Source organism: Ralstonia sp. PBBBR1, assembly GCF_002256165.1.
Taxonomy (GTDB): Bacteria; Pseudomonadota; Gammaproteobacteria; order Burkholderiales; family Burkholderiaceae; genus Ralstonia; species Ralstonia thomasii.
In genome coordinates this window covers 36,042-59,955 of the sequence record NZ_NKIL01000013.1, presented here as the reverse complement: position 1 = coordinate 59,955, position 23,914 = coordinate 36,042, and the positions used below count along the sequence as shown (strand labels likewise).

Below are 23,914 nucleotides of genomic sequence, written 5' to 3'. Positions count from 1 at the left end.
AAAAGCCGCAGGCGCACACCTGCGGCTTTTTCATTTCAGCGCAGCGGCGTCACGCCATTGGCAACTGCCTCACCGGTTTGCCCGTCAACTGCGCCACGGCATGGGCCACGGCCGGCCCGATTGGCGGCACACCCACCTCGCCCATGCCGCTGGGTTCTGCCGTGCTGGGTACGATGTGCGTTTCGATGACGGGCGTCTCTGCCATCTTGAGCGCCGGGTAATCGGGGAAGTTCGACTGCACGACCTGGCCGTCCTTGATGTCGATCCGGCCATACAGCGCCGCCGTCAGGCCAAAGATGACCGCGCTTTCCATCTGCTGCGCAACGATGCCCGGGTTGACCACCGTGCCGCAATCGACTGCGCACACAACGCGATGCACGCGTGGCTTGCCGTCTTTCATCGACACCTCCACCACCTGCGCGACCACGGAGCCGAAGCTCGGGTGCAGCGCAATGCCGCGCGCACGCGGTGCGCCGTCAGCGGCTGGTGCCAGCGGCTGCCCCCAGCCGGCGGCCTGCGCTGCCGTGTCCAGCACCTTCAGCTCGCGCGGATGGTCCTTCAGCAAGTCACGCCGCATCGCCAACGGGTCAAGCTTGGCCGCGGCCGCCACCTCGTTGAGAAAGCCCTCCATGAAGAACCCGTTGTACGAATGCCCCACGCTGCGCCAGAAGCCTACGGGAACCGGCAGATCGACTGCCAGGTGCGCGATGTGCTCGTGCTCGATTTCGTACGGCAGGTCGAACAGGCCTTCAGCGGTGTAGCGATCGATGCCCACTGACGGCGCACCGAACAGACGGTCCAGTTCGCCCGCGAGAATCGATTGGCCGGCGCTGCGCGAGGCAATCGCGGTGACCTTGCCGTTCTCGACACGCGCCTTGAGCCGGGCGATGGCGTGCGGGCGATAGAAGTCGTGGCGGACGTCTTCTTCGCGCGACCAGATGACCTGCACGGGCTTGCCGTCGGTCTTGGTGGCGATGGTGACGGCCTGACCGATGAAATCCGATTCCAGCCGCCGCCCGAAACCGCCGCCGATGAACGGGATATCGATCTGCACCTTGTCGCCGCTGACACCTGCCGCACGCGCCGCCACCAGCTGCGCCAGCGTGGCGACCTGCGTGGGCGCCCAGAGATGCACGCCTTCCGGCGTCACCTGCGCGGTGCAGTTAATCGGTTCCATCGTGGCGTGCGCGAGATACGGCGCGCTGTATTCGGCCTCGACGAGGGTGGCGCCATCAGCCTTGTCGAAGGCTTTCAGGCCGTCGCCCATCGATCGATACGTGAAGCCGCCCTTGTCACTGTCGAGGGCGCTGACAAGCTGCTGCCGAATGCCCGCGGAATCGAGCTTGGCATGCGGGCCGTTGTCCCACACGGGTTCGAGTGTTGCCAGCGCCTGCCGGGCCTGCCAGTAATGGTCTGCCACCACCGCCACGCCGGGAGCGCCGCCGCCTGTGCCCTCGAACGGCACCACGTAATGCACGCCCGGCATGCCAAGCGCCGCTTTCGATTGAAACGTCTTGAGCTTGCCGCCAAACACCGGACACATCACGACAGCGGCATACAACATGCCGGGCAGGCGCGTGTCGATGGCGAATCGCGCGCTGCCATCCGTCTTCGCGGCGAGATCGTTGCGCGGCGCCGGTTTGCCGATCAACTGGAATTGCGAGGCCGGCTTGAGCGTCACGTTGGACGGCGCAGAGAGACCACGCGCCGACTTGGCCATCTCGCCAAACGTGGACTGCTTGCCGCCGGGGCCGATCAACTGGCCTTCGCGGATGCTGACTTGCGCAACTGGCGCATTCCATTCGCGCGCCGCGGCTTCCACCAGCGCCGCACGCGCCGTGGCGGCGGCCTCGCGCACGGGCTGCCAGCCATCGGCGGTGCTGCTGCTGCCGCCGGTAATGATGAGGCCGATCTCGCGCGCGCTCTTGGCCATGATCCAGTGCAGTGCGCGCGCCCACGTCTTGTCAGCGCTATCAGGATGCAGCGGCAGCGAGCTGTCGCCCATGGCGACGACGTTGCCGTAGATGCGTTCCACCGGCGAGCTTTCGATGCGCACGCGCGCGAGCGGAATGTCCAGCTCTTCGGCTGCCAGCATCGACAGCGCAGTGTGGATGCCCTGGCCCATCTCCACGCGCGGCATGGCAAGCACGACGTTGCCTTCGGGCGTGATCTTGATCCAGCCGTTGAGGGCAATCTCGCCGTTGTGCTCGGGGAAAATGCCCGGATCGCCCACGCGGCTGCGCGGCGGCATCACACCCCAACCGACTACCAGTGCGCCACCAATGCCGAGTGCGCCGAGCAGGAAACGGCGGCGTCCGCTGCGCGGTTTTGTAGTCTTCGCGTTCATGCGCGGCCCTCCCGCAACGCCTTGGCAGCGCGCTTGATAGCGGCGCGCATGCGCGGATATGTGCCACAACGGCAGATGTTGGTCACGGCCGCGTCGATGTCGGCATCCGTCGGGTCAGGGTGTTGGGCCAGCAAGTCCGCCGCGGCCATGAGCATGCCGGACTGGCAGTAGCCGCACTGGGGCACCTGCTCGTCAATCCAGGCTTGCTGCAGCGCGTGGCGTTTGCCCCCGCCGCCGGCAAGTCCTTCGATGGTGGTGATGTGCTTGCCGGCCACAGCCGCCACCGGCAGCACGCACGACCGCACGGCCGCGCCGTCCACGTGTACGGTGCATGCGCCGCACGCCGCGACGCCGCAGCCGAACTTCGTACCGGTCAGGTTCAGGTGATCACGCAGCACCCACAGTAGCGGCGTGGCCGGGTCGCAATCAACGCTGACCGGCTTGTGGTTGACGTCCAGTTCCATGGGGCGGTGGTCTCCTTGTGTTGTGATTCTTTTTTGCTGGCCAAGCGTACGTTCAAACGGCTGAGGTCAGCAATAGTGGTCCACCTCGACATGGCAACATCGGCGAATGCAAAAAGGCCCGAGCACTTGCGCACTCGGGCCTTGGATTCCTGGCGGAGAGAGGGGGATTCGAACCCCCGATAGGTTATTAACCTATACACGCTTTCCAGGCGTGCGACTTAAACCACTCATCCATCTCTCCGAAGCCCTCGATTGTAGCACACTGCACGGTCTCGCCAAGTTTCCCTCACGAACAAAAGGCCCGGTCTCCCGACAAGGCCTTTTGCATCCCACCGCCGACTCAACTTACCTGGTCGGCATCCCCTCGCGTAACTCAATGCAGCGTGGCTTGTGTCTCATTCGTCATCAGCGTCTGCGCAACCTGATCGCGAATCGACTGCGCTTTCAGCAGCAGGCGCAGGGCGATATCGGCACCACGGCTATTGGCAACGTGCTCGATAAACGCGTTGCGTGCGCGTTCATTCAATGTGGCAACGTGCGCGGCCTCCGACCAGACCCGCCACGCGGCGGGCTGACCGGCAAACTGCTCGCGGCGGCGGAGCAGGTCCGAGTCGATGGCAGCGGCAATCTCGACGTCTTGAATGTTGCGATTCATGATGGCCCCCTTGCGGTCTGTGCTGTTGTTGCGCTCTTCGTATGGCGCCCTGTGCCGGGCGTGCAGCCTGAATATGCAACGTCCATGCCAACACCCATGAGCCGCTCAATGCGCGCGTGTTGCATGCGTGCGTTGTTGTTTTGATCTGTTTGAAACACCCTGTTGGCGGCGCTTTGCGGGGAGCATCCCTACGTCGGTGGGGTGCGAAATTCTCATCTGAAAACCGCTGCGTCAGGCGGCTCGTTACGCGGAACGTTACGTAACGCGGGCGGTGTTCCGGGCCCCCACACACGTGCCATATCGCCGTACAACGCCATCTGCGTGGTGACGGGCGGTGGGCATGCTTGGTGCTTTATCCGTGCGCCCAAGCCCGCTGGCGCGCGGTCGGTCGTGTCACCCACCCCTCTTCTGCGCCGGCCTCTTCGCTTGCTTCGCTTCTGAACCGGAAGCGATCGGCCGCATGCCGCCACCCTCGGCGCGCTGGCCATTCCCCCCACACAACAAAAGCATTCAAGAGGAGACACCCCATGCAAATGGGCACCCTACGTGTGCGGCGCGGCCGCATGCTGATGTCGGCACTGCTGTGCGCGGCGCTTTCGCTCTCGGGCTGCGGCGGCAATGATGGCTCGACTGTCGCCAACAGCATCCGCGCAGATTCAAACACCACCACGCAGCCAACACCGCCGGTACAGCCGGCCGCAGTCAACTGGACCACGCTCGGTACGCGCGCCACGCCCGCGCAGCCGGGCACGTCCATCACGAGCAACGCTGGCGCCAAGTGGGTCGACTACAACCCGCCCGTGCTCTACGCGGGCGTCGCCCGGCAAGCCACGCAATACATCTCGATGCCCGACGGCACGAAGCTCGCCGCATATGTGACGCTGCCCGCCGACGCATCCGGCAACGCCGCAACGGGCTCCTTTCCGACAGTGCTCGTGCAAACCTCGTACAACGGCGGCAACGCGCAATACGAAGCCTCGATCGGTGCTGCGCTGGGCGCGGCCGATCCGTACATCGTCCAGCACGGCTACGCGACGGTGGTGGTGGACGTGCGCGGCACCGGCCAGTCGCAAGGCACATGGGACGCCTTCGGCGCCGATGAGCAAAGCGACTATGGCCACGTGGTCGACTGGGTGACGCAACAAGCGTGGAGCAACGGCGCCATCGGCCTGTACGGCGTGTCGTACCTCGGCATCACGACGGTCATCACGGCGGCGCAGAACCATCCGGCGGTCAAGGCGGCCTTCCCCATCGTGCCGATTGGCGATGGCTACCGCGACATCGTCTTCACCGGTGGGCAGACGAATCTCACGTTCATCCCGGCGTGGTTCGGGCTGGTGTCGGTGCTGAGCCTGACCGATCCGACGCTGGTGACAGACCCGTCCATCGGTCTGCCAGCCGTGCTGCAACATCTGGTGTCTGCGGTCACGACGTTCCAGCTGCCGACCATGTTGCAGGCACTGCTTGGCACACCGGCCACCGCGTATGACGGCGCGTTCTGGGCGACGCGCTCGCCACTGGAAAACGACGACAGGATCAAGGTGCCGACCTTCGTGGTGGGCGGCTTGCACGATCTCTTCCAGCGCAGCGAGCCGCTCACGTACGAGAGCATCAAGACGCAGGCGCCGGCCAAGTTGCTGATCGGCCCGTGGACGCATCTGCAGGCCGCGTTGGGCAGCGGTTTGCCGGTCGATGGCGTGCCGCCGCTGAACCACATTCAGTTGCAATGGTTCGACCAGTACGTCAAAGGCATGAACGTGGGCGCCGATGCGCTGCCCAACGTCACGCAATACGTGACCGGCCTCGGCCACTACGCCACCGCCACAGACTGGCCGCATCCGCAGGTGCAGGCGCAGCAGCTCTTCCTGCGCGGCGACAAAAGTCTGTCGACCACCGCGCCGGCCGCCAACGAAGCGTCGAACAAGGTCGCGCAGCAGCCGCTGAACGGCGCGTGCTCGATCAGCCTGTCGCAATGGACGGCTGGTTTGACGGGCTTCATCCCGCTACCGTGCCAGACCGACGACACCCTTGCCGAAGCCGCCGATGTGAAGTTCGAAACGCCGCCCATGCCGGCCGATGTCTACCTCAACGGGCCGATTGAAGCGGATATGTGGATCTCCACCACCGCGCTGGACGCCGGCGTCTCGGTACGCATTGACGACGTGGACGCGGCAGGCAACGTCACGCCACTCACCGATGGCCTCCAGACGGCCTCGCTGCGCGCGGTGGACGCCAGCCGTTCGCGCACGATGAACGGCCTGTCGATCCAGCCATGGCATCCGTTCACCCCAGGCTCCGTTCAGGCGCTCATGCCGGGCCAGGCCGTGATGGTGCCGATCGAGGTGTTCCCGACCAGCGCGCTCATCGCCAAGGGCCACAAGCTGCGGGTGGCCGTGGGCGCGAGCAACCTGCCGCAAGGTGTGCCGCCACTACCCACGCTGCTCAACTCGCTCGTCGGCGTCCTGACGGTCTATAGCGATGCGGCGCATCCGTCCAAGGTGGTCCTGCCCGTGGTACCAGCCACCGCGCTGTAGCGACACCCCGCTTCGTGGCAATCGTACGGCCCGCTTCGGCGGGCCGTTTTCTTTAGACACCCGACACCACAAAAATAGGTAGCCAGCTAAATACATAGGTAAAACCACGCATGGCAAACGATGCAGAGAAAATAGCGATAGCTGACTCCAGGTAACGCGAATAGGGTAGGAAAACCTTGGCGCCACACATTTTGCATAACCGCCCACACCATTCGGAATGATGGCGGCCCAACCCTTTCCAGAAAAGGTTTCACTGGCAAAACAAGGCCCCTCAATTGCATTAAGTGAAAACGCGCATAAGAAAGTTATTCAGGATTATCTTTTTAATGCCGATAACCCTGTGGAGACCGGAAAATTCAACGAAGACAAATCGGTCACGCCATGACATAACCTGCATCTTTCTCAAGTAAGCAGCACCTTGCATATAACAAACGTGGTCGTCGACCGTCTTTCTCAAGCCGCTCCGGTGCTCGACCACATCTCAAGTCATTCAGCAAACCGGAGAACGCTGTGAACCTTTCTCAGATGACCATCAAAGCCAAGCTGACCACGGGTTTTGGCGTGCTGGCAGCCATTGTTGTCGTCGTGTCGGGCATGTCGTTGCGGGCACTGTCCGAATCGACCGAAGGATTCTCGAACTACGTGCACGGCATCAGCGCCCGCGCAGACGTCGCGAACGACGTGCGCACGGCGGTGGATCGCCGCGCCATTGCCGCACGCAACCTGGTACTCGTGGTCACGCAACAAGACCTGGATCTGGAGAAGGCTGACGTCTTTCGTGCGCACGACGATGTGAAGAACAAGCTCAAGCAGCTCAACGACATGATTGCGGGCGCCAAGGACGTAACCGACCGCGCCCGTACGCTGGTGGAAGACATCAACCGCGTGGAAGCACAGTACGGCCCTGTGGCGACCGACATCGTCGGGCTGGCACTGGCCGGCAAACGCGACGAAGCCGTCCAGAAGATGGACAACGAGTGCCGCCCGCTGCTGGCAGCGCTCATCAAGACCACCGACGCGTACGCCACCTACACGCACGAGCGCCAGGAACAGCTCGTGCAGGCATATGAGGCGCAGTACGTCATGCAGCGCAACCTGCTGGCCGGCCTGTCGATCGGCGCGGTGCTGCTGGCAGTGATCGCCGGCATGGTCATCACGCGCTCGATCACGCAGCCGATCCGCACCGCCGTGAACGTCGCCCAGACGGTGGCACGCGGCGATCTGAGCAGCCGCATCGAGGTGCGCGGCAAGGATGAGACGAGCCGCCTGCTCTCCGCCCTGCGTGACATGAATGGCCGCCTGACCGAGATCGTGGACAAGGTGCGCGACAGCAGCAGCAGCGTTGCCGGTGCAGCCAAGCAGATTGCCGCCGGCAATGCCGACCTGAGCCAGCGCACGGAAGCCCAGGCGTCGTCGCTGCAGGAAACAGCCGCCAGCATGGAAGAGCTGACGTCCACCGTGAAGCAGAACGCCGAGAACGCCCAGCACGCCACCGCGCTCGCCTCCACCGCGTCGGAGGTGGCGCTCAAGGGCAGCACGGTCGTCAGCCAGGTCGTGTCCACCATGCAGGACATCAGCGACCGTTCGAGCAAGATCGCCGACATCACGGGCATCATCGAAGGCATTGCGTTTCAGACCAACATCCTCGCGTTGAACGCCGCCGTGGAAGCCGCACGTGCAGGCGAGCAGGGCCGCGGCTTTGCGGTGGTCGCCAGCGAAGTGCGCAGCCTGGCGCAGCGTTCGTCAACGGCCGCCAAGGAGATCAAGGAACTGATCGCCTCGTCGGTGGAGCGCATTCACGACGGCTCCACGCTGGCCGGAGAAGCCGGCGAGACGATGACGGAGGTCACGCAAGCCGTGGCCCGCGTCACGCACATCATGGAAGAGATTGCCGCTGCATCGGTCGAGCAGAAGCGCGGCATCGAACAGGTCAACCAGGCGATCTCGCAAATGGATGAAGTCACGCAGCGCAATGCAGCGCTGGTGGAAGAGGCCGCCGCCGCATCGCAATCGCTGCAGGACCAGGGGCAGGAGCTGAACGCTACGATGTCGTTCTTCCGCGTCGATCCGCACGCCGCACACGCCTGATCGCGGCACAGTCACCGTAGCAACCGTCATCTCCAAGCTGTCATTGCGCCCGCTGCCGAAAGGCCGCGGGCGTTTTCTCTTTTATTTCCTGTGTCTTTCGTTAGGCCGTCGTTCGTGACTTCCGCTGCATTGGCGGACCTGCACGCGCGACGCAAAGTGAACTTGCCCCGTTCAACACCCGCGACGGAGCAAGCCGGGGCCGCGCACGGCCCGCCCTGCCGACGAAGGCCACCATGCAAGCAAAGACCTCAGACTTGCGGCGCAGCCTGTTCGGCGCCGCCATGCCACACAAGCCAGTCAGTAGCGGAAGGCCCGCATGATCCCGCTCGCCCTCTCTCACTGGCTGCGGCCGCGCGCGGTGCCGCAACCGCAAGCGCAGCCGCAACCCGCTCCGGCCCTCGCTGAACAACTGCGTGAAGAGTGCGAGGCCATGGCGCGCTATGCCCTGCACCACGGCCTGCCGGTCGCGCCGGAACTCATCGCACAGCTCGGCGCGCTCATCGACGGCCAGATGCCGGCGCATGCTGCGCCGCACCACGCGTTGGCGGCCATCCACCGCAAGCTTGCAGCCGCCATTGCACCGGCCACGCCGCAGGCCGTCACGCTGCTCGACGCGCAGCATCGCAGCGCTCATCCATTCGCGTGGCTTGGTCCTGTACCGTTGATCCGGCTGCTGACCGGCGCCGCGATCGTCTTCCTGGTCGCAGTGATTGCCACCGGCATGTCGCCCGACGTGTCGAGCGCGAACATCGACCGGGGCTTCCTGGATTCGGACGGCGCGCCCCTGCTATGGAACACGCTGTTCCTGCTGTTCTGCGCGGGGTTGGGCGCGTCGTTTGCCACGCTGTTTCAGGCGCATCGCTATGTGGCCGCGTCCACGTACGACCCGAAGTACGACGCCTCTTACGGCGCACGGTTGATCCTCGGCGTGATTGCGGGGCTGATCCTCGTCGAAATGCTGCCGGCGCAGTTGTTCGACCAGGGCAGCATGCACAGCTTCGGCAAACCGGCGCTTGCCATGCTGGGCGGCTTCTCTGCCACCGCTGTGCACCGGCTGCTTCAGCGGCTGGTGGACGCGCTCGAAACACTCGTACGCGGCGATCGATCGGCCGATGCCGACGCCGCCATTCAGGCCTACCGCGCCCGCGCCGCCAGCGAGCGCACGCAGTGGCAAAGCGAACTCGCCGCCAACCTGATCGATCTGCAGCAATCGCTCGACGGCACTGCCTCTCCCGAGGCGATGCGCAAACGCCTGGCCGACTTCACGCGCGCCATGCTCGCCGCCAGCGACCCCGCGGCCGCCCCGCCGCCCTCTCTCTCGGCCGGCGGCACTTCCAAGGAGTGACCTCATGCTGTTCCTCTACAACATCCCCGCATGGGCAATGGGCACAGTCATCGTGTTCGCGACGCTCCTCGTGGCGTTGGCCGGCTACGCGCTGTTCCGCCGCATTTTTCCGGTCACGCTCGACGCCGAACAACGCAACATGACCATCGCCATGATGACGGCCGTCATCACCATCAACTCGTTGCTGGTCGCGTTCTCGGCCATCTCGGTGTGGGGCGCCTATCAAGCCGCCGCGGACATCGTGGCCGCCGAAGCTGCGTGCGCCACGGAACTTGCCCGCGACCTTTCGGCGTTCTCGCACCCGAGCGCTGCTGCCGCGCGGCGCGAGTTGATCATGTATCTGGACCGCGTCGTCCACGACGAATGGCCGAGCATGCAGCAGCAAGCGCGCCCGGATGCCGGTACGGAAGTCGCATTCAACAGCATGTTCGCCACGGCCAACCGCATCACGCCGCGTGACGACCGCGAGCGCGTGTTGCTGATCGAAGTGCTCGCCCGCGTCAACGAGATGGTGAAGTACCGCGAGAAACGCGTGCAGAACCTGGAAGCCGCCATGCCCGGCACGCTGTGGGGCGTGATGTTGATCGCCAGCGGCTTGTCGCTGGTGCTGCTCTATGCGCTGCCGGCCACGCGCTTTCACATGGCGCTGGTGGTGGTGTGGGCGGCCACGCTGGGCCTGGCGTTCTTTTTTGTGCTAGCCGTGGACCGGCCCTTTGCAGGCGAAGTCAGCGTCAGTGCGGCGCCGCTTGAGCGGGCCATCCAGACGCTATCGAACGACAAGCCGCAAATGAATCCGTTACCGGACTGAGGCGCGCCACTTCGCCGCGCTGCCGCCACTCGCGATGTGGGCTGGCGGGAGAGGCCAGCCCCGGGGCCGAAGCCCCACACTTCGGCCCTGCCCTTTGCCGGCTCGTCGGGAGCCGGTTTTTTTACAGCGGATCGCGAAGGTAGCCGACGAGTTTATCGACCACCGGCCGGTTCGGCTTGGTCAGCAGGCTCACGACAATCGCCGCGACAAACCCCGCTGGCACGCCGAACGCACCCGAGGCAATGGGGTCGACACCAAACCACGGCTGGCCAAGCAGGCCCGTCATGCGCGTGAAGAACGGGTAATTGGCGATGATGTAGTACACGCTCACGGCCAGCCCCGTCAGCATGCCCGCGATGGCCCCGGCACGATTGGTGCGCTTCCAGAACACGCCCAGCACCAATACCGGAAAGAAGCACGACGCCGCCAATGAAAAGGCCGCCCCGACCAGGAAGAGGATGTTGCCCGGCTTCAACGACGTCACATAGGCGGCCAGCAAAGCCACGCCCAGCAACACTACCTTGGCGCTCGTCACGCGCCGCTGGTGGCTGGCCGTGTTGTCGATCATGTGGAAGTACACATCGTGCGAGAGCGCATTGGCGATGGTCAGCAGCAGACCATCGGCGGTCGACAGCGCCGCCGCCAGCGCACCCGCCGCAATCAGGCCGGACAACACGTAGGGCAGCCCGGCAATCTCGGGCGCGGCCAGCACGATCATGTCCGGTTGCATCATCACCTCGGCCCACTGCACGATGCCGTCACCGTTGATGTCATGCAGCGCAAACACGGGCGGGTCGACCTTGCGCCACGGCACGATCCACTGTGGCAGGTCGGCAAACGGCGCCCCCACAAGATGCTGCAGCAGATCAAGCTTGACGAGCGCCGCCAGCGCCGGTGCCGACACATACAGCAGCACCACGAAGACGAGTGTCCAGCTCACCGAGTTGCGCGTCTCACGCACCGACGGCGTGGTGTGAAAGCGCGTGAGGATGTGCGGCAGGCTCGCCGTGCCAACCATCAGGCAAAACACCAGCAGCACGAAGTTCAGCCGCTCGGTGCCGCGCTCGTTTTCCGACGCCGACGGGAATGGCTCGGTGGATGGCGGCCCTATACGGCTGCGCGCCAGCGCGTCTTCGCGCTGCTCGTTCCAGAGGATCGACGCGGTGGCCGCATCGGGCGGAAACTCTTCGCGCTGGCGCTCCAGCGCCTTGATCTCGCGCAGTGGCGCATTGCGTTCGCGTGCAAGCTTGAGCTGCGTGTTCAGTGCCTCGCGCGCATGGTCGAACGACTGCGGCAACTGCGAGATACGCTCCTGCAGCGCCTGCGCCTCGCTCAGGAACTGGTCGCGCACGCGCTGCTCGGCAGGGTCGTGCGCGATACGCCGCTCCTCTTTCTCGATCTGCTGCAGCAGGCGGCCCGTCGACAACTGCGGCACCGGATCGTGATACCGATGCCACCCGATGATCGACACCACGCCCAGGAACGACACGATCATGATGATGTACTGCGCGACCTGGGTCCAGGTCACGGCACGCATCCCGCCCAGGAACGAACACACCAGAATGCCCGCCAGCCCGAAGAACACGCCCACCGAAAACTCGACGCCGATAAAACGCGTGACCACCAGCCCCACACCCTGGATCTGCGCAACGAGGTAGACGAACGAGCAAAGCGTCGCCCCCAACACCGCGATGCCACGCACAACAGAACTGCCGCCGCGTTCTCCGTTGCCGTAGCGATTGGCGAGAAAATCCGGCACCGTGTAGCCGCCAAATTTGCGCAGGTACGGCGCCAGCAGGAAAGCGACGAGGCAGTAGCCGCCCGTCCAGCCCATCACATAGGCGAGACCTTCATAGCCCGAGGCGAACACGATGCCCGCCAGGCCGATGAAGGATGCCGCGCTCATCCAGTCAGCCGCGGTGGCCATGCCGTTGAAGAACGCCGGCACACGGCGCCCTGCCACGTAGTACTCGGTCAGATCGGCGGTGCGGCAGATCAGCCCGATGCACGCATAGATGGCAATCGTGACGAACAGAAACACGTAGCCGAGCCACACGCCCGGCCCGCGCACGTGCTCGATCGCGCCCATCATCACGATGAAGAGCAGCAGCCCTACGGTATAGAGCCCGTAATACAGAAACAGCCGCTTGCGAAAGCGGCTGTCTTGTTGGGAGTCGGTGGCCAAGGTTGGCGGCCAGCGCTGGCGGTTAGCGGGTTTCCTTCAGTTGATCGAGGATGGCTGGGTTTTCCAGCGTGGACGTGTCCTGCGTGATGTCCTCGCCCTTGGCCAGCGAGCGCAACAGGCGGCGCATGATCTTGCCCGAGCGCGTCTTGGGCAGGTTGTCGCCAAAGCGGATGTCCTTCGGCTTGGCGATCGGCCCGATCTCCTTGCCGACCCAGTTGCGCAGCTCGTTGGCGATCTGCTTGGCTTCGTCGCCATCGGGGCGCGAGCGCTTGAGCACCACGAACGCGCAGATGGCTTCGCCCGTCATGTCGTCGGGGCGGCCCACCACGGCGGCTTCGGCCACGATCGGGTTCGCCACCAGCGCCGACTCGATCTCCATCGTGCCCATGCGGTGGCCCGAGACGTTCAGCACGTCATCGATGCGGCCCATGATGGTGAAGTAGCCGGTGTCCTTGTCGCGGATGGAGCCATCGCCCGCCAGATACAGCTTGCCGCCCAGCTCTTCCGGGAAGTAGCTCTTCTTGAAGCGCTCCGGGTCACCCCAGATCGTGCGGATCATCGACGGCCACGGACGCTTGACGACCAGGATGCCGCCCTGCCCGTTCGGCACGTCGTGCCCGGTTTCATCGACGACGGCAGCCATGATGCCCGGCAACGGCAGCGTGCACGAGCCCGGCACCAGCGGCGTGGCACCCGGCAGCGGCGTCATCATGTGACCGCCGGTCTCGGTCTGCCAGAAGGTGTCGACGATCGGGCAACGGCCCCCGCCAATATTCGTGTGGTACCACATCCAGGCTTCCGGGTTGATCGGCTCGCCCACGGTGCCGAGCAGGCGCAGGCTGGAGAGGTCGTACTGCTTGGGGTGGACCTTCTCGTCCGCTTCGGCGGCCTTGATCAACGAGCGGATCGCGGTCGGTGCGGTGTAGAAAGTGTTGACCTTGTGGCGCTGGATCATGTCCCAGAAGCGGCCGGCATTGGGATACGTCGGCACACCTTCGAAGACGACCTGCGTGGCGCCGGCCGCGAGCGGGCCGTACGCAATGTAGCTGTGCCCCGTCACCCAGCCGATGTCGGCCGTGCACCAAAAGATGTCGTCAGGTTTCAGGTCGAACGTCCACTGCATGGTGAGCAATGCCCACAGCAGGTAGCCGCCCGTGCTGTGCTGCACGCCCTTTGGCTTGCCGGTCGAACCTGAGGTGTAGAGGATGAACAGCGGGTGCTCCGCGCTCACCGGCGTCACTTCGCAGGTGTCGGGCTGGCCGGCTTCGACCTCGTCCATCGCGCGGTCGCGGCCTTCCACCCAGTTCACATTGCCGTTGGTGCGGCGATAGACGATCACGTGCTTGACAGCGTCCGTGCCTTCCATGGCGAGCGCTTCATCGGCGATGGCCTTGAGCGGCAGCGCCTTGCCGCCGCGCATCTGTTCGTCCGCCGTGATGAGCGCCACGGCGCCCACGTCGACGATGCGTTCCTGCAGCGACTTGGCCGAGAACCCGCCGAACACCACCGAGTGCGTCGCACCGATACGCGCACACGCCTGCATGGCGACGATGCCTTCCACCGACATCGGCATGTAGATCACCACGCGATCGCCCTTCTTGATGCCCAGCGCCTTCAGGCCGTTGGCGAAGCGGCAGACGCGTGCGTGGAGTTCGCGATACGTGGTGCGCGAGACCTTGCCGTCATCGGTTTCGAAAATGATGGCGACCTTGTCGGCGTTGCCGTTCTCAAGGTTGCGCTCGAGGCAGTTGTACGAGGCGTTGAGCTCGCCGTCTTCAAACCACTTGTAGAACGGTGCGTTGGACTCGTCCAACACCTTGCTGAAGGGCTTGTGCCACAGCAGGTGCTCGTGTGCGAGGCGCGCCCAGAAGCCTTCGTAATCATGCTCGGCTTCGGCACACAGCGCACGGTACGCATCCATGCCGGCGATGTTTGCCTGTTTGACAAAGGATTCGGGCGGGTTGAACACGCGCGTTTCCTGCAGGACAGATTCAATGCCAGCCATGGTGTCTCCTGATAGCGATGTCTGTAGTCGTTTTGCGGCGAATCTAAGGGGCTGACCTGACTCCAGCCTTACGCATTTCTGCGCCGCAAGCCGACGCGAAGGGCACTACTATAATGCGTCACTTCCTGTTACGGCACGCATCGCAGCGCAACATGGCCGGCCAGAGAGCCGCGTCCCGTGCCGGTTTCCACTGATTCCTCATTGTGCCCATCCACGCCCTTTTCCTGATTGCTGCCATGGCATTGGTCGGCAGCAACGTCGGTTTCGGCAAGTCGATCGTCGCCGTCATGCCGGTGATGCTGTTTGCGTTGCTGCGCTTTCTGATTGCCATCGTCTGCATGGCGCCGTGGTACAAGCCGGCGCGCATGCGCCGCGTGACGCGCGGCGAGTGGACTAACCTGTTCCTCCAGGCCTTCTTTGGTACGTTCGGTTTTACGCTGCTGATGCTCAACGGCGTGCGGCTGACCTCGGCGCTGGCCGCGGGCATCATCACCAGTACGATTCCAGCCGCGGTCGCGCTGCTGTCGTGGCTGGTGCTTCGCGAAAAGCCATCGGGCCGGACACTGGCGTCGGTGGTGCTGGCGGTGGCTGGCGTCGCCATTCTCAATGCCTACCGTGGGGGCGAATCCTCGAGCGCTGCCCCTGCCGATGCGGCGCAGGCGCTGCTGGGCAATGCGCTGGTGATGGGCGCGGTGCTATGCGAATCGATCTACGTGATCCTGTCGCGGCGGCTGACGCAAACCTTGCCCGCTATCGAGATCTGCGCGTACACGCACCTGATCGGCGGCCTGCTGATGCTGCCACTGGGGCTGATGCCGCTGCTCACCTTCGATGTCTCGAGTGTGCCCCTGCCCATCTGGGGCCTGGTGCTTTGGTATGCGCTGTCGGCCAGCATCTTCTCGTTCTGGCTATGGATGAAGGGCATTCGGCACGTGCCGGCGCACCTTGCAGGCGTGTTCACCTCGGTGCTGCCGATAGCGGCGGCCACCTACGGCGTCGTCGCGCTGGGCGAGACGCCGGGCTGGCCGCATGGCGTGGCGCTGGCTTGCGTGGTGGCGGGCATTCTCGTGGCCAGTCGGCCGGCCCGGCCACGCCAGCCGATACAGCGGGGGCGACAGCGCGGCCGTGTGGCCGATCCGCTGGACCCGCTCGATCCGTCGTTGGATCGGGAATGAAGCGCGTCACTCGCGTTTTCCAGTAAGCGATTCCGCAATCACGGACCGTTACAATCGCGCGGTTTTTCGACCACTCGCCCGTCCTACCCATGAAGTCGCCCATCGCCCCGCTGCGCCCAATTCCGCGCCTGATTTTCTTTTCCCGCTGGCTGCAACTACCGCTTTACCTGGGGCTGATCATCGCCCAGGCAGCGTATGTGTACCTCTTTGTCGTCGAGGTGTGGCACCTGGTTTCGCACCTGGGCGACCTGGACGAAACCAAGATCATGCTGGCCGTGCTGGGCCTGATCGACGTGGTCATGATCTCCAACCTGCTGATCATGGTGATCATCGGGGGGTACGACATCTTCGTTTCCAAGCTCGGCATCGAGGGCCATGAAGACGAGCCCGAGTGGCTGGACCACGTCAACGCGGGGGTGCTGAAGGTGAAGCTGTCGATGGCGCTGATCAGCATCTCGTCGATCCACCTGCTCAAGACGTTCATCGACGCTGCCCAGAAAGATACGCACACGATCCTGTGGCAGGTGGTGATCCACGTAGCGTTCCTGGTGTCTGCGCTGGTGATGGCCTGGGTGGACCGCATCGTTTCGCATGCGCATCCGCACGGCGAGGCTGCCGACACACATTGACGCTGCGCCCTTGTTGGCGCGGCGATTCCGACGAACGCGCTCGGACAATCCGCGCCCGACATTGGGTGTATGATCTTAGGCTGTTTTGAGCCTGCGGCGCCCGCCGTCCAGGTCACAGGCAGGGAGTGAAGGTCACCGACCACTGCCCTGCCGCACCGGCTTTTCATTCCTATACGTTGGTCCCCCACCATGACCGTCATTCGTCAAGAAGACCTCATCCAGAGCGTCGCCGACGCGCTGCAGTACATCAGCTACTACCACCCGATGGACTACATCACTGCTCTGGGCCGCGCCTATGAGCAGGAGCAGAGCCCGGCGGCCAAGGATGCCATCGCGCAGATCCTGACCAACAGCCGCATGTGCGCCGAAGGCAAGCGCCCGATCTGTCAGGACACCGGCATCGTCACCGTGTTCCTGAAGGTCGGCATGAACGTGCGCTGGGACGGCGCCACGATGAGCCTGGAAGACATGGTCAACGAAGGTGTGCGCCGCGCGTACAACGACGTCGACAACAAGCTGCGCGCAAGCGTGCTGGCTGATCCCGCTGGCAAACGCACCAACACGAAGGACAACACCCCGGCTGTGATCAACATGTCGATCGTGCCGGGCGACACGGTGGACGTGATCGTCGCGGCCAAGGGCGGCGGCTCCGAAGCCAAGTCGAAGTTCGTGATGCTGAATCCGTCGGATTCGATCGTCGACTGGGTGCTCAAGACCGTGCCGACCATGGGCGCCGGCTGGTGCCCGCCGGGCATGCTGGGCATCGGCATTGGCGGCACGGCTGAAAAGGCCATGCTGCTGGCCAAGGAAGCCCTGATGGAGCCGATCGACATTCAAGACCTGATCGCCCGCGGCCCCAGCAACCGCGCAGAAGAACTGCGCATCGAGCTGTATGAGAAGGTCAACGCGCTGGGCATTGGCGCGCAAGGCCTGGGCGGCCTGGCCACCGTGCTCGACGTGAAGATCCTGGACTACCCGACGCACGCAGCCAACCTGCCGGTTGCCATGATCCCGAACTGCGCCGCCACGCGCCACGCGCACTTCACCCTGGACGGCAGCGGCGTTGCCAAGCTGGAAGCGCCGGACCTGTCGCAATGGCCGAAGGTCGAGTGGGCACCGAACACGGAAACGTCGAAGCGCGTCGACCTGAATACGCTCACGCCGGAAGAAGTTGCCTCGTGGAAGCCCGGCCAGACGCTGCTGCTGAACGGCAAGATGCTGACGGGTCGCGACGCCGCACACAAGCGCATCGCCGACATGCTCGCCAAGGGCGAAAAGCTGCCGATCGACTTCACCAACCGCGTGATCTATTACGTCGGCCCGGTCGACCCGGTGCGCGATGAGGTTGTCGGCCCGGCAGGCCCGACCACGGCCACGCGCATGGACAAGTTCACCGAGACGATGCTCGCCCAGACGGGTCTGATCGCCATGGTGGGCAAGGCCGAGCGCGGCCCGGTCGCCATCGAGTCCATCAAGAAGCACAAGTCGGCTTACTTGATGGCCGTGGGCGGCGCGGCGTACCTGGTGTCGAAGGCCATCCGCGGCTCGAAGGTGCTGGCGTTCGAAGACCTTGGCATGGAAGCCATCTATGAGTTTGACGTGAAGGACATGCCTGTCACCGTGGCCGTGGACAGCTCGGGCACGTCGGTCCACAAGACCGGCCCGGCGGAATGGCAAGCGAAGATCGGCAAGATTCCGGTCGCAGCGGGCTGATCCGTTCATTCACATTCAATATGACGACACGCGCGCAGGCACCGGTCGGGGTCTTTGATTCCGGCCTCGGAGGGCTCTCCGTCCTGCGCGCGATTCGCGCCGAACTGCCGGCCGAATCGCTTCTCTACCTGGCGGATTCCCGCCATGCCCCGTACGGGGAAAAATCTCCCGAGTACATTGCCGATCGCACGCTGCGTGTGTGCGAATGGCTGGTCGACCAGGGCTGCAAGGCACTGGTGATCGCGTGCAACACCGCCACGGCGCAGGCCGTGCACGTGCTGCGCGAAAAGCTCGCGGTGCCGGTGATTGGCGTCGAGCCGGGCTTAAAGCCGGCAGTTGCGACGTCGAAGAGCCGTGTGGTCGGCGTGCTCGCGACCGAAAGCACGCTGCGCAGCGAGAAATTTGCGCGCCTGCTGGCGGGTGCCTCTGGCGATTGCAAGGTGCTGAGCCAGCCCGGCTACGGCCTCGTCCCTCTGATCGAACGCGGCGATACCCACTCGCCTGCGGTGCTGGAACTGCTGCGCGCCTATCTGCAACCGATGCTCGATGCGAATGCCGACACGCTGGTGCTCGGCTGCACGCACTACCCATTCCTGGAAGATGCCATCCGCGAGATCGCGGGCGACCGGCTGACATTGATCGACACCGGACACGCCGTCTCGCGCCATCTGGGCCGCACGCTCGCGGCAGCGGGATTGCAGGCATCGGGCCAAGCCGCAACGCCATGCTTCATGAGCACCGGCGATGTGCTTCCGCTGCAAGCCATGGTGGCTGCGCTGCTCGGAGAGGCGCCAATGGCCCAGCGGGTCGACATTGGCGACGCGCCCCTGAGCCCCGTCGCGGTGTCGCTCGCTTCCCAGCCCGAATAACGCCGCCCGAATAGGACAACGCCGCCCTGAAAGGCGGCGCATTGTCATCTTGGCTGAATGTCAGCCGACCGTCGGTTGCACTGCCGGTTCGGCAACGTCCGCCGCCGCTTCGTCTTCTGCCGGCTCGTACTTTGCCACCACGGCCGTGGCCAGGCTGTTGCCGATCACGTTGGTTGCCGTGCGGCCCATGTCGAAGAACTGGTCGATCCCGATGATCAGCAGCAGACCGGCTTCGGGCAGATGGAACATCGGCAGCGTGGCCGCCACCACCACCAGCGATGCACGCGCCACGCCGGCCATCCCCTTGCTCGTGAGCATCAGCACCAGCAGCAGCGTGACCTGTTGCGTGAAGCTCATCTCGATGTTGTAGGCCTGCGCGATAAACAGCACCGCAAACGCCTGGTACATCATCGAGCCATCCAGGTTGAACGAGTAGCCCAGCGGCAGGACGAAGCTGGAGATGCGCTTGGGCACGCCAAACCGGTCCAGCGCCTCGATCGTCTTCGGGTAAGCGGATTCGCTGCTTGCGGTGGCGAACGCCAGCAGCGTCGGCTCGCGAATCAGCCCAAGCAGACGGCCCAGCGAGCGGCCCAGCAACACATAGCCCACCAGGAACAGGATCGCCCACAGCAGTGCCAGGCCCAGGTAGAACTCGCCGATCAGCTTGCCGTAGGTCCACAGCACGCCCACGCCTTCCACCGTGATCGCAGCGGCCATGGCGGCAAATACGCCCAGCGGTGCAAAGCGCATCACGTAGTCGGTAATGCGGAACATCAGCTTGGTCAGCTCTTCCAGGCCACGGCCGATCACACTGTCCATCGGGTTCTTCATCGTCGACAGCGCGGCGCCGAAGAACAGCGAGAACACCAGGATCTGCAGGATCTCGTTGGTGGCCATGGCCTCCACGATGCTGCGCGGGAACACGTGCGTGATGAAGGCCTTGAGTGTGAAGTCGCCGGTCTTCAAGCCCGACGTGGCGGAAACATCCGGCAGCGCCAGGTTCATGTGCATGCCGGGCTGGAAGAAGTTGACCAGCAGCATGCCCAGCGCCAGCGACGTGGCCGACGCGCACACAAACCAGATCATCGCGCGCAGGCCCACGCGGCCCACCGAACGGCCGCCACTCATGCTTGCCAGGCCCGTCACCAGGGTCGAGAACACCAGCGGCGCAATGATCATCTTGATCATGCGCAGGAAGATGTCGGTGATGATGCTGAAGTACGAAGCGATGTCCTTGGCCGCCGCAGCGTCCTTGGCGTATTCGTGGCAACCCCAGCCGACGGCAATGCCCAGCAGCATTGCCAGCCCAATGTGGGAGGTCAGACGTTTGGTGTTCAAGACTTTCTCCAAGGAATACCGTGGCCGGAAGGCGGCGCGCGACAGACGCGGATCTCATGGGGCCAAGGGCTGGCCCAAGTTCATCACGCTTTGTAAAAAGCGACGATATTAGAGAAGCGCGTGGCGATCGTTATGTCGATGTTGCATAGCACCATGCAATTTCTGCATACATCGATATGGCGCCGTTGACACCCTGCTGCGACTCCGCATGAGCACTGGAATTGGGCAGTGCGAAGCGGATTATTGAGCGACACGCAATGCCGTCGAGGCATACCAACAAGCGCTGTTTCGAGCACATGAAAAGCGACGCCTGTACCACGTATGCCGCTGATACCATCATGGGCTTATGTCACCACCGGAGCCCTGCAATGAAAATGGCGCCCTTCGCCTTCGGCACAACCGACTGGTCTGCCGTTGAACCTACCGAACATGCCGGCGAAACCGGCATGGCGATCTGGCGCACGCGCTACTTTGGCGACGAGTCGGACCGCATCCGCGTACGCATGGTGGAGTACACGCCTGGCTACCTGGCCGACCATTGGTGCAAGAAGGGCCACATCCTGTTCTGCCTTGACGGCGAACTGGAAACCACACTGGAAGACGGCCGCACGTTCACGCTCACGCCCGGTATGAGCTATCAGGTGGGCGACGATGCCGAAGCCCATCAGTCGACCACCAAAAAAGGCGCTCGACTATTCATCGTTGACTGACCGGGACACCCGGCTTGTGCATCGGCCCCGGCCCCGGTTGACCGGGGTCAAGCGATTCAAAGATCCAGGTCTTTAAGGCTCACAGACCACAATATGTAGTGCTAGTCTGACTCCATACCACTATATGGAGTACCTCATGACGGGCACGCAGGTCACTTGGCAAGTCACCAAGCGCGACGGTTCATTGGCGCCGTTCGATGCGCAGAAGATCCGACAGGCCATCGCCGCAGCCGGCCAGGCCACCGGCGAATTCGACACCATCGAGGCGCAGCACCTGACCTCAGGCGTGGTTGCACATCTTGCGCCGCTCCCCTGCCCAGGTATCGAAATCATCCAGAACTGCGTGGAAGAGGTGCTGGTGGACGCCGGCTATTGGCGCACCGCGCGCGCCTACATCGTCTACCGCGAACAGCACGCCCGGCTGCGTTCGCTCAAGCACACGCTGGTCGATGTCGAAAGCACGATGGAGGAGTACCTCGAGCAGCGCGACTGGCGCGTCAACGCCAACGCCAATCAGGGCTATAGCCTGGGCGGCCTGATCCTGAACGTGGCGGGCAAGGTCACGGCCAACTACTGGCTTTCGCACGTCTACAGCCCCGAAGCGGGCACGGCGCACCGCGAGGGCGACCTCCACATCCACGATCTCGACATGCTCTCGGGCTACTGCGCAGGCTGGTCGTTGCGGCAGTTGCTGACGGAGGGATTCAACGGCGTGCCGGGCAAGGTGGAGGCAACGCCGCCGCGGCATATGTCCGCAGCCATCGGGCAGATCGTCAACTTTCTGGGCACGCTGCAGAACGAGTGGGCCGGCGCGCAGGCGTTCAGTTCGTTCGATACCTACATGGCGCCGTTCATCCGCCGCGACGCGATGTCGTATGCCGCGGTCAAGCAGTCCATGCAGGAACTGATCTACAACCTGAACGTACCCAGCCGCTGGGGCACGCAAACGCCGTTCACCAACCTCACGTTCGACTGGACTTGCCCGGCCGACCTGCGCGAACAGGTTCCTTACATCGGCGGCGAAGAGATGCCCTTCACCTACGGCGATCTCCAGCCCGAGATGGACATGATCAACCGCGCGTATATCGAGGTCATGATGGCCGGCGATGCGAAAGACCGCGCGTTCACGTTCCCGATACCGACCTACAACATCACGTCGGACTTCGATTGGGAGCACCCAAACACAACGTTGCTGTTCGAGATGACGGCGCGCTACGGGCTGCCCTACTTCCAGAACTTCCTCAACTCCGATCTGGAGCCGCACATGGTGCGCTCGATGTGCTGCCGCCTGCAGCTTGACCTGCGCGAACTGCTCAAGCGCGGCAACGGGTTGTTTGGCTCGGCTGAGCAGACCGGGTCCATCGGCGTCGTGACCGTCAACTGCGCGCGACTGGGGTATCTCTACGCGGGCGATGAGGCAGCGCTGCTGGCGCGGCTGGACACGCTGCTCGCCCTCGGCCGCGATGTGCTGGAGGTCAAGCGCAAGTTCGTGCAGCGGCTGATCGATCAGGGGCTGTATCCATACACGCGCCGCTACCTGGGCACGCTGCGCAACCACTTCAGTACGCTGGGCGTGAACGGCATCAACGAAATGGTGCGCAACTTCACACACGATGCCGACGACATCACCACGCCATTCGGCCATGCCATGGCGGTGCGCCTGCTCGACCACGTACGTCAGCGCATGACGGAATTCCAGGAGGCGACGGGGCACCTGTACAACCTCGAAGCCACACCCGCAGAGGGCACTACCTACCGCTTCGCCCGCGAAGACCGCAAGCGCTGGCCTGGCATCCTGCAGGCCGGCACGGCAGCGCAGCCGTATTACACCAACTCAAGCCAGTTGCCCGTCGGCTACACCGACGATCCGTTTGAAGCGCTGGCGCGCCAGGAAGCACTGCAGAGCAAGTACACGGGCGGCACAGTCCTGCACCTGTACATGAACGAAGCGATCTCATCGCCGCAGGCATGCAAGGAACTCGTGCGCCGCGCGCTGGCCAACTTCCGCCTGCCGTACATCACCATCACCCCGACGTTTTCGATCTGCCCGAAGCACGGCTATCTGTCCGGCCATCACACGTTCTGTCCGAAATGCGATGCAGATCTGCTGGCCCAGCAGCCCCACGGCAAGTGCGGCTGCACAGGGGCCGGCACCCCAGGTTCTTCCACCCACCTCCATCACGAAGGAGCCTCCGTATGACCACCGTTGCACAAACCACCAACCGCACCGTTGCACTCGACGACAGCCAGCGCACGCGCTGCGAAGTCTGGACCCGCGTGATGGGCTATCACCGGCCCGTCAGCTCATTCAATATCGGCAAGCAAGGGGAATTCCGTGAACGCCGCTTCTTCGTTGAAGACCGCGCCCGCTGAGCCACCGCACTGCCCGCCGCCGGCCATCGGCGGCCTGGCACCTTTTTCCAGCGTCGACTGGCCCGGGCAGCTTGCGGCAGTGGTGTTCGTGGCCGGCTGCCCGTGGCGCTGTCATTACTGCCACAACCCGCACTTGCAGACCCGGACACGCACGCTGGATTGGGACGACGTCTTCGCCTTTCTGCAGCGTCGCAAGGGCCTGCTCGATGCGGTGGTCTTCTCGGGCGGTGAACCGCTGAGCGAGCCGCACCTGCCGCAACTGATACGCGACGTGCGGGCGCTCGGCTACAAGATTGGCCTGCACACCGGCGGTATCTATCCGGCGCGCCTGGCCGACGTACTGCCGCAGGTGGACTGGGTGGGGCTCGACATCAAGACCAGCGCACCGCACTACGACGCGCTCACGGGCCGCCGCGGCAGCGCAGCGCCGGTCGATGCGTGCCTGGATCTTCTGCTGCAGAACGGCGGCGCATTCGAATGCCGCACGACATGGCACCCCGACTGGTTGCCGGAACCGCAACTTCTTGCGCTGGCGCAAAACCTCAGCCGGCGCGGCGTGAAACACTACGCACTACAAGCCTACCGAAGTGCCCCCGGAACCCCGGCCATCACGCTGCCCAGCGAGAGCACTCAGCGCGCATTGGCTGCCAGCTTTTCTTCTTTCTGTTGCCGGTGA

Annotated in this window: 19 protein-coding genes and 1 tRNA gene; 13 read left to right on the top strand and 7 right to left on the bottom strand. The window is 64.1% G+C overall.

The features are described from left to right. Window positions 1-49: 49 nt before the first annotated feature. The 4 genes from CFE42_RS20595 to CFE42_RS20580 form a co-directional block, all read right to left on the bottom strand. Entirely contained in the window at window positions 50-2,347 is a 2,298-nt protein-coding gene (locus tag CFE42_RS20595) for a xanthine dehydrogenase family protein molybdopterin-binding subunit (protein WP_004634336.1), read from the bottom strand. Continuing rightward, window positions 2,344-2,811 carry a (2Fe-2S)-binding protein gene (locus tag CFE42_RS20590; RefSeq protein ID WP_004634339.1) on the bottom strand — a complete coding sequence of 156 codons (468 nt, stop codon included), beginning with the start codon at window positions 2,809-2,811 and terminating at the stop codon, window positions 2,344-2,346. The genes CFE42_RS20595 and CFE42_RS20590 overlap by 4 nt, the downstream gene beginning before the upstream one ends. A gap of 150 nt (window positions 2,812-2,961) precedes the next feature. Then, window positions 2,962-3,052, bottom strand: a tRNA-Ser gene (locus tag CFE42_RS20585). Between the two features lie 132 nt (window positions 3,053-3,184). Further along, window positions 3,185-3,466 carry a hypothetical protein gene (locus CFE42_RS20580; protein ID WP_004634341.1) on the bottom strand — a complete coding sequence of 94 codons (282 nt, stop codon included), beginning with the start codon at window positions 3,464-3,466 and terminating at the stop codon, window positions 3,185-3,187. Window positions 3,467-3,993: 527 nt separating this feature from the next. Between CFE42_RS20580 and CFE42_RS20575 the strand changes: the two genes are divergently transcribed. The 5 genes from CFE42_RS20575 to CFE42_RS20555 all read left to right on the top strand — a co-directional run bounded on the left by CFE42_RS20575 (window position 3,994) and on the right by CFE42_RS20555 (window position 10,241). Then, window positions 3,994-6,000, top strand: coding sequence for a CocE/NonD family hydrolase (locus tag CFE42_RS20575; RefSeq protein ID WP_004634343.1), 2,007 nt, complete (start codon window positions 3,994-3,996; stop codon window positions 5,998-6,000). Window positions 6,001-6,217: 217 nt separating this feature from the next. After that, complete coding sequence (locus CFE42_RS20570; RefSeq protein ID WP_193747944.1) at window positions 6,218-6,385, top strand: hypothetical protein; 168 nt, start codon at window positions 6,218-6,220, stop codon at window positions 6,383-6,385. Between the two features lie 140 nt (window positions 6,386-6,525). Further along, complete coding sequence (locus CFE42_RS20565) at window positions 6,526-8,088, top strand: methyl-accepting chemotaxis protein (protein ID WP_004634344.1); 1,563 nt, start codon at window positions 6,526-6,528, stop codon at window positions 8,086-8,088. A 316-nt stretch (window positions 8,089-8,404) separates the two neighbouring features. Next, complete coding sequence (locus CFE42_RS20560; RefSeq protein WP_004634346.1) at window positions 8,405-9,433, top strand: hypothetical protein; 1,029 nt, start codon at window positions 8,405-8,407, stop codon at window positions 9,431-9,433. A gap of 4 nt (window positions 9,434-9,437) precedes the next feature. Beyond that, window positions 9,438-10,241, top strand: coding sequence for a DUF4239 domain-containing protein (locus CFE42_RS20555; RefSeq protein WP_004634347.1), 804 nt, complete (start codon window positions 9,438-9,440; stop codon window positions 10,239-10,241). 121 nt (window positions 10,242-10,362) lie between these two features. Here the strand turns inward: CFE42_RS20555 and CFE42_RS20550 are convergent, their stop codons facing one another. Then, window positions 10,363-12,426, bottom strand: a complete 2,064-nt coding sequence (locus CFE42_RS20550) for a sodium:solute symporter family protein (protein ID WP_004634348.1) — start codon at window positions 12,424-12,426, stop codon at window positions 10,363-10,365. 22 nt (window positions 12,427-12,448) lie between these two features. Beyond that, on the bottom strand, window positions 12,449-14,431 hold the full coding sequence (gene acs / locus CFE42_RS20545; RefSeq protein WP_004634351.1) for an acetate--CoA ligase: 1,983 nt from the start codon (window positions 14,429-14,431) through the stop codon (window positions 12,449-12,451). A gap of 203 nt (window positions 14,432-14,634) precedes the next feature. Between acs and CFE42_RS20540 the strand changes: the two genes are divergently transcribed. From CFE42_RS20540 to murI, 4 genes are all read left to right on the top strand, one after another. Beyond that, window positions 14,635-15,606: a DMT family transporter gene (locus CFE42_RS20540; RefSeq protein ID WP_080633397.1), complete on the top strand. Its 972-nt coding sequence runs from the start codon at window positions 14,635-14,637 to the stop codon at window positions 15,604-15,606. Window positions 15,607-15,695: 89 nt separating this feature from the next. After that, entirely contained in the window at window positions 15,696-16,235 is a 540-nt protein-coding gene (locus CFE42_RS20535) for a TIGR00645 family protein (RefSeq protein WP_004634354.1), read from the top strand. A 189-nt stretch (window positions 16,236-16,424) separates the two neighbouring features. Beyond that, window positions 16,425-17,948 (top strand): fumarate hydratase, encoded by a 1,524-nt coding sequence (locus tag CFE42_RS20530; RefSeq protein WP_004634356.1) that lies wholly within the window; start codon window positions 16,425-16,427, stop codon window positions 17,946-17,948. 20 nt (window positions 17,949-17,968) lie between these two features. Continuing rightward, the gene (murI, locus tag CFE42_RS20525) at window positions 17,969-18,817 is read left to right on the top strand and encodes a glutamate racemase (protein WP_004634357.1); all 849 of its coding nucleotides are present in this window, start codon (window positions 17,969-17,971) and stop codon (window positions 18,815-18,817) included. Between the two features lie 60 nt (window positions 18,818-18,877). On the opposite strand, the gene CFE42_RS20520 is transcribed toward murI, so the two are convergent. After that, complete coding sequence (locus CFE42_RS20520) at window positions 18,878-20,155, bottom strand: dicarboxylate/amino acid:cation symporter (protein WP_004634359.1); 1,278 nt, start codon at window positions 20,153-20,155, stop codon at window positions 18,878-18,880. 368 nt (window positions 20,156-20,523) lie between these two features. On the opposite strand from CFE42_RS20520, the gene CFE42_RS20515 reads away from it, so the two are divergent. The 4 genes from CFE42_RS20515 (at window position 20,524) to CFE42_RS20500 (ending at window position 23,914) form a co-directional block, all read left to right on the top strand. Further along, entirely contained in the window at window positions 20,524-20,865 is a 342-nt protein-coding gene (locus CFE42_RS20515; protein WP_004634360.1) for a DHCW motif cupin fold protein, read from the top strand. A 136-nt stretch (window positions 20,866-21,001) separates the two neighbouring features. Beyond that, a complete protein-coding gene (locus CFE42_RS20510) occupies window positions 21,002-23,065 on the top strand; it encodes a ribonucleoside triphosphate reductase (protein WP_004634362.1) in 2,064 nt (687 codons plus the stop codon). Beyond that, window positions 23,062-23,238, top strand: coding sequence for an anaerobic ribonucleoside-triphosphate reductase (nrdD, locus tag CFE42_RS20505; RefSeq protein ID WP_004634363.1), 177 nt, complete (start codon window positions 23,062-23,064; stop codon window positions 23,236-23,238). The genes CFE42_RS20510 and nrdD overlap by 4 nt, the downstream gene beginning before the upstream one ends. Then, window positions 23,201-23,914, top strand: coding sequence for an anaerobic ribonucleoside-triphosphate reductase activating protein (locus CFE42_RS20500; RefSeq protein WP_004634364.1), 714 nt, complete (start codon window positions 23,201-23,203; stop codon window positions 23,912-23,914). Before nrdD ends, CFE42_RS20500 begins: the two co-directional genes overlap by 38 nt.

Excerpts from the sequence above, each read along its gene's own strand:
- CFE42_RS20595 (WP_004634336.1), bottom strand. The coding sequence starts at position 2,347 with ATGAACGCGAAGACTACAAAACCGCGCAGCGGACGCCGCCGTTTCCTG.
- CFE42_RS20590 (WP_004634339.1), bottom strand. The coding sequence starts at position 2,811 with ATGGAACTGGACGTCAACCACAAGCCGGTCAGCGTTGATTGCGACCCG.
- CFE42_RS20580 (WP_004634341.1), bottom strand. The coding sequence starts at position 3,466 with ATGAATCGCAACATTCAAGACGTCGAGATTGCCGCTGCCATCGACTCG.
- CFE42_RS20575 (WP_004634343.1), top strand. The coding sequence starts at position 3,994 with ATGCAAATGGGCACCCTACGTGTGCGGCGCGGCCGCATGCTGATGTCG.
- CFE42_RS20570 (WP_193747944.1), top strand. The coding sequence starts at position 6,218 with ATGATGGCGGCCCAACCCTTTCCAGAAAAGGTTTCACTGGCAAAACAA.
- CFE42_RS20565 (WP_004634344.1), top strand. The coding sequence starts at position 6,526 with ATGACCATCAAAGCCAAGCTGACCACGGGTTTTGGCGTGCTGGCAGCC.
- CFE42_RS20560 (WP_004634346.1), top strand. The coding sequence starts at position 8,405 with ATGATCCCGCTCGCCCTCTCTCACTGGCTGCGGCCGCGCGCGGTGCCG.
- CFE42_RS20555 (WP_004634347.1), top strand. The coding sequence starts at position 9,438 with ATGCTGTTCCTCTACAACATCCCCGCATGGGCAATGGGCACAGTCATC.
- acs (WP_004634351.1), bottom strand. The coding sequence starts at position 14,431 with ATGGCTGGCATTGAATCTGTCCTGCAGGAAACGCGCGTGTTCAACCCG.
- CFE42_RS20535 (WP_004634354.1), top strand. The coding sequence starts at position 15,696 with ATGAAGTCGCCCATCGCCCCGCTGCGCCCAATTCCGCGCCTGATTTTC.
- CFE42_RS20530 (WP_004634356.1), top strand. The coding sequence starts at position 16,425 with ATGACCGTCATTCGTCAAGAAGACCTCATCCAGAGCGTCGCCGACGCG.
- murI (WP_004634357.1), top strand. The coding sequence starts at position 17,969 with ATGACGACACGCGCGCAGGCACCGGTCGGGGTCTTTGATTCCGGCCTC.
- CFE42_RS20515 (WP_004634360.1), top strand. The coding sequence starts at position 20,524 with ATGAAAATGGCGCCCTTCGCCTTCGGCACAACCGACTGGTCTGCCGTT.
- CFE42_RS20510 (WP_004634362.1), top strand. The coding sequence starts at position 21,002 with ATGACGGGCACGCAGGTCACTTGGCAAGTCACCAAGCGCGACGGTTCA.
- nrdD (WP_004634363.1), top strand. The coding sequence starts at position 23,062 with ATGACCACCGTTGCACAAACCACCAACCGCACCGTTGCACTCGACGAC.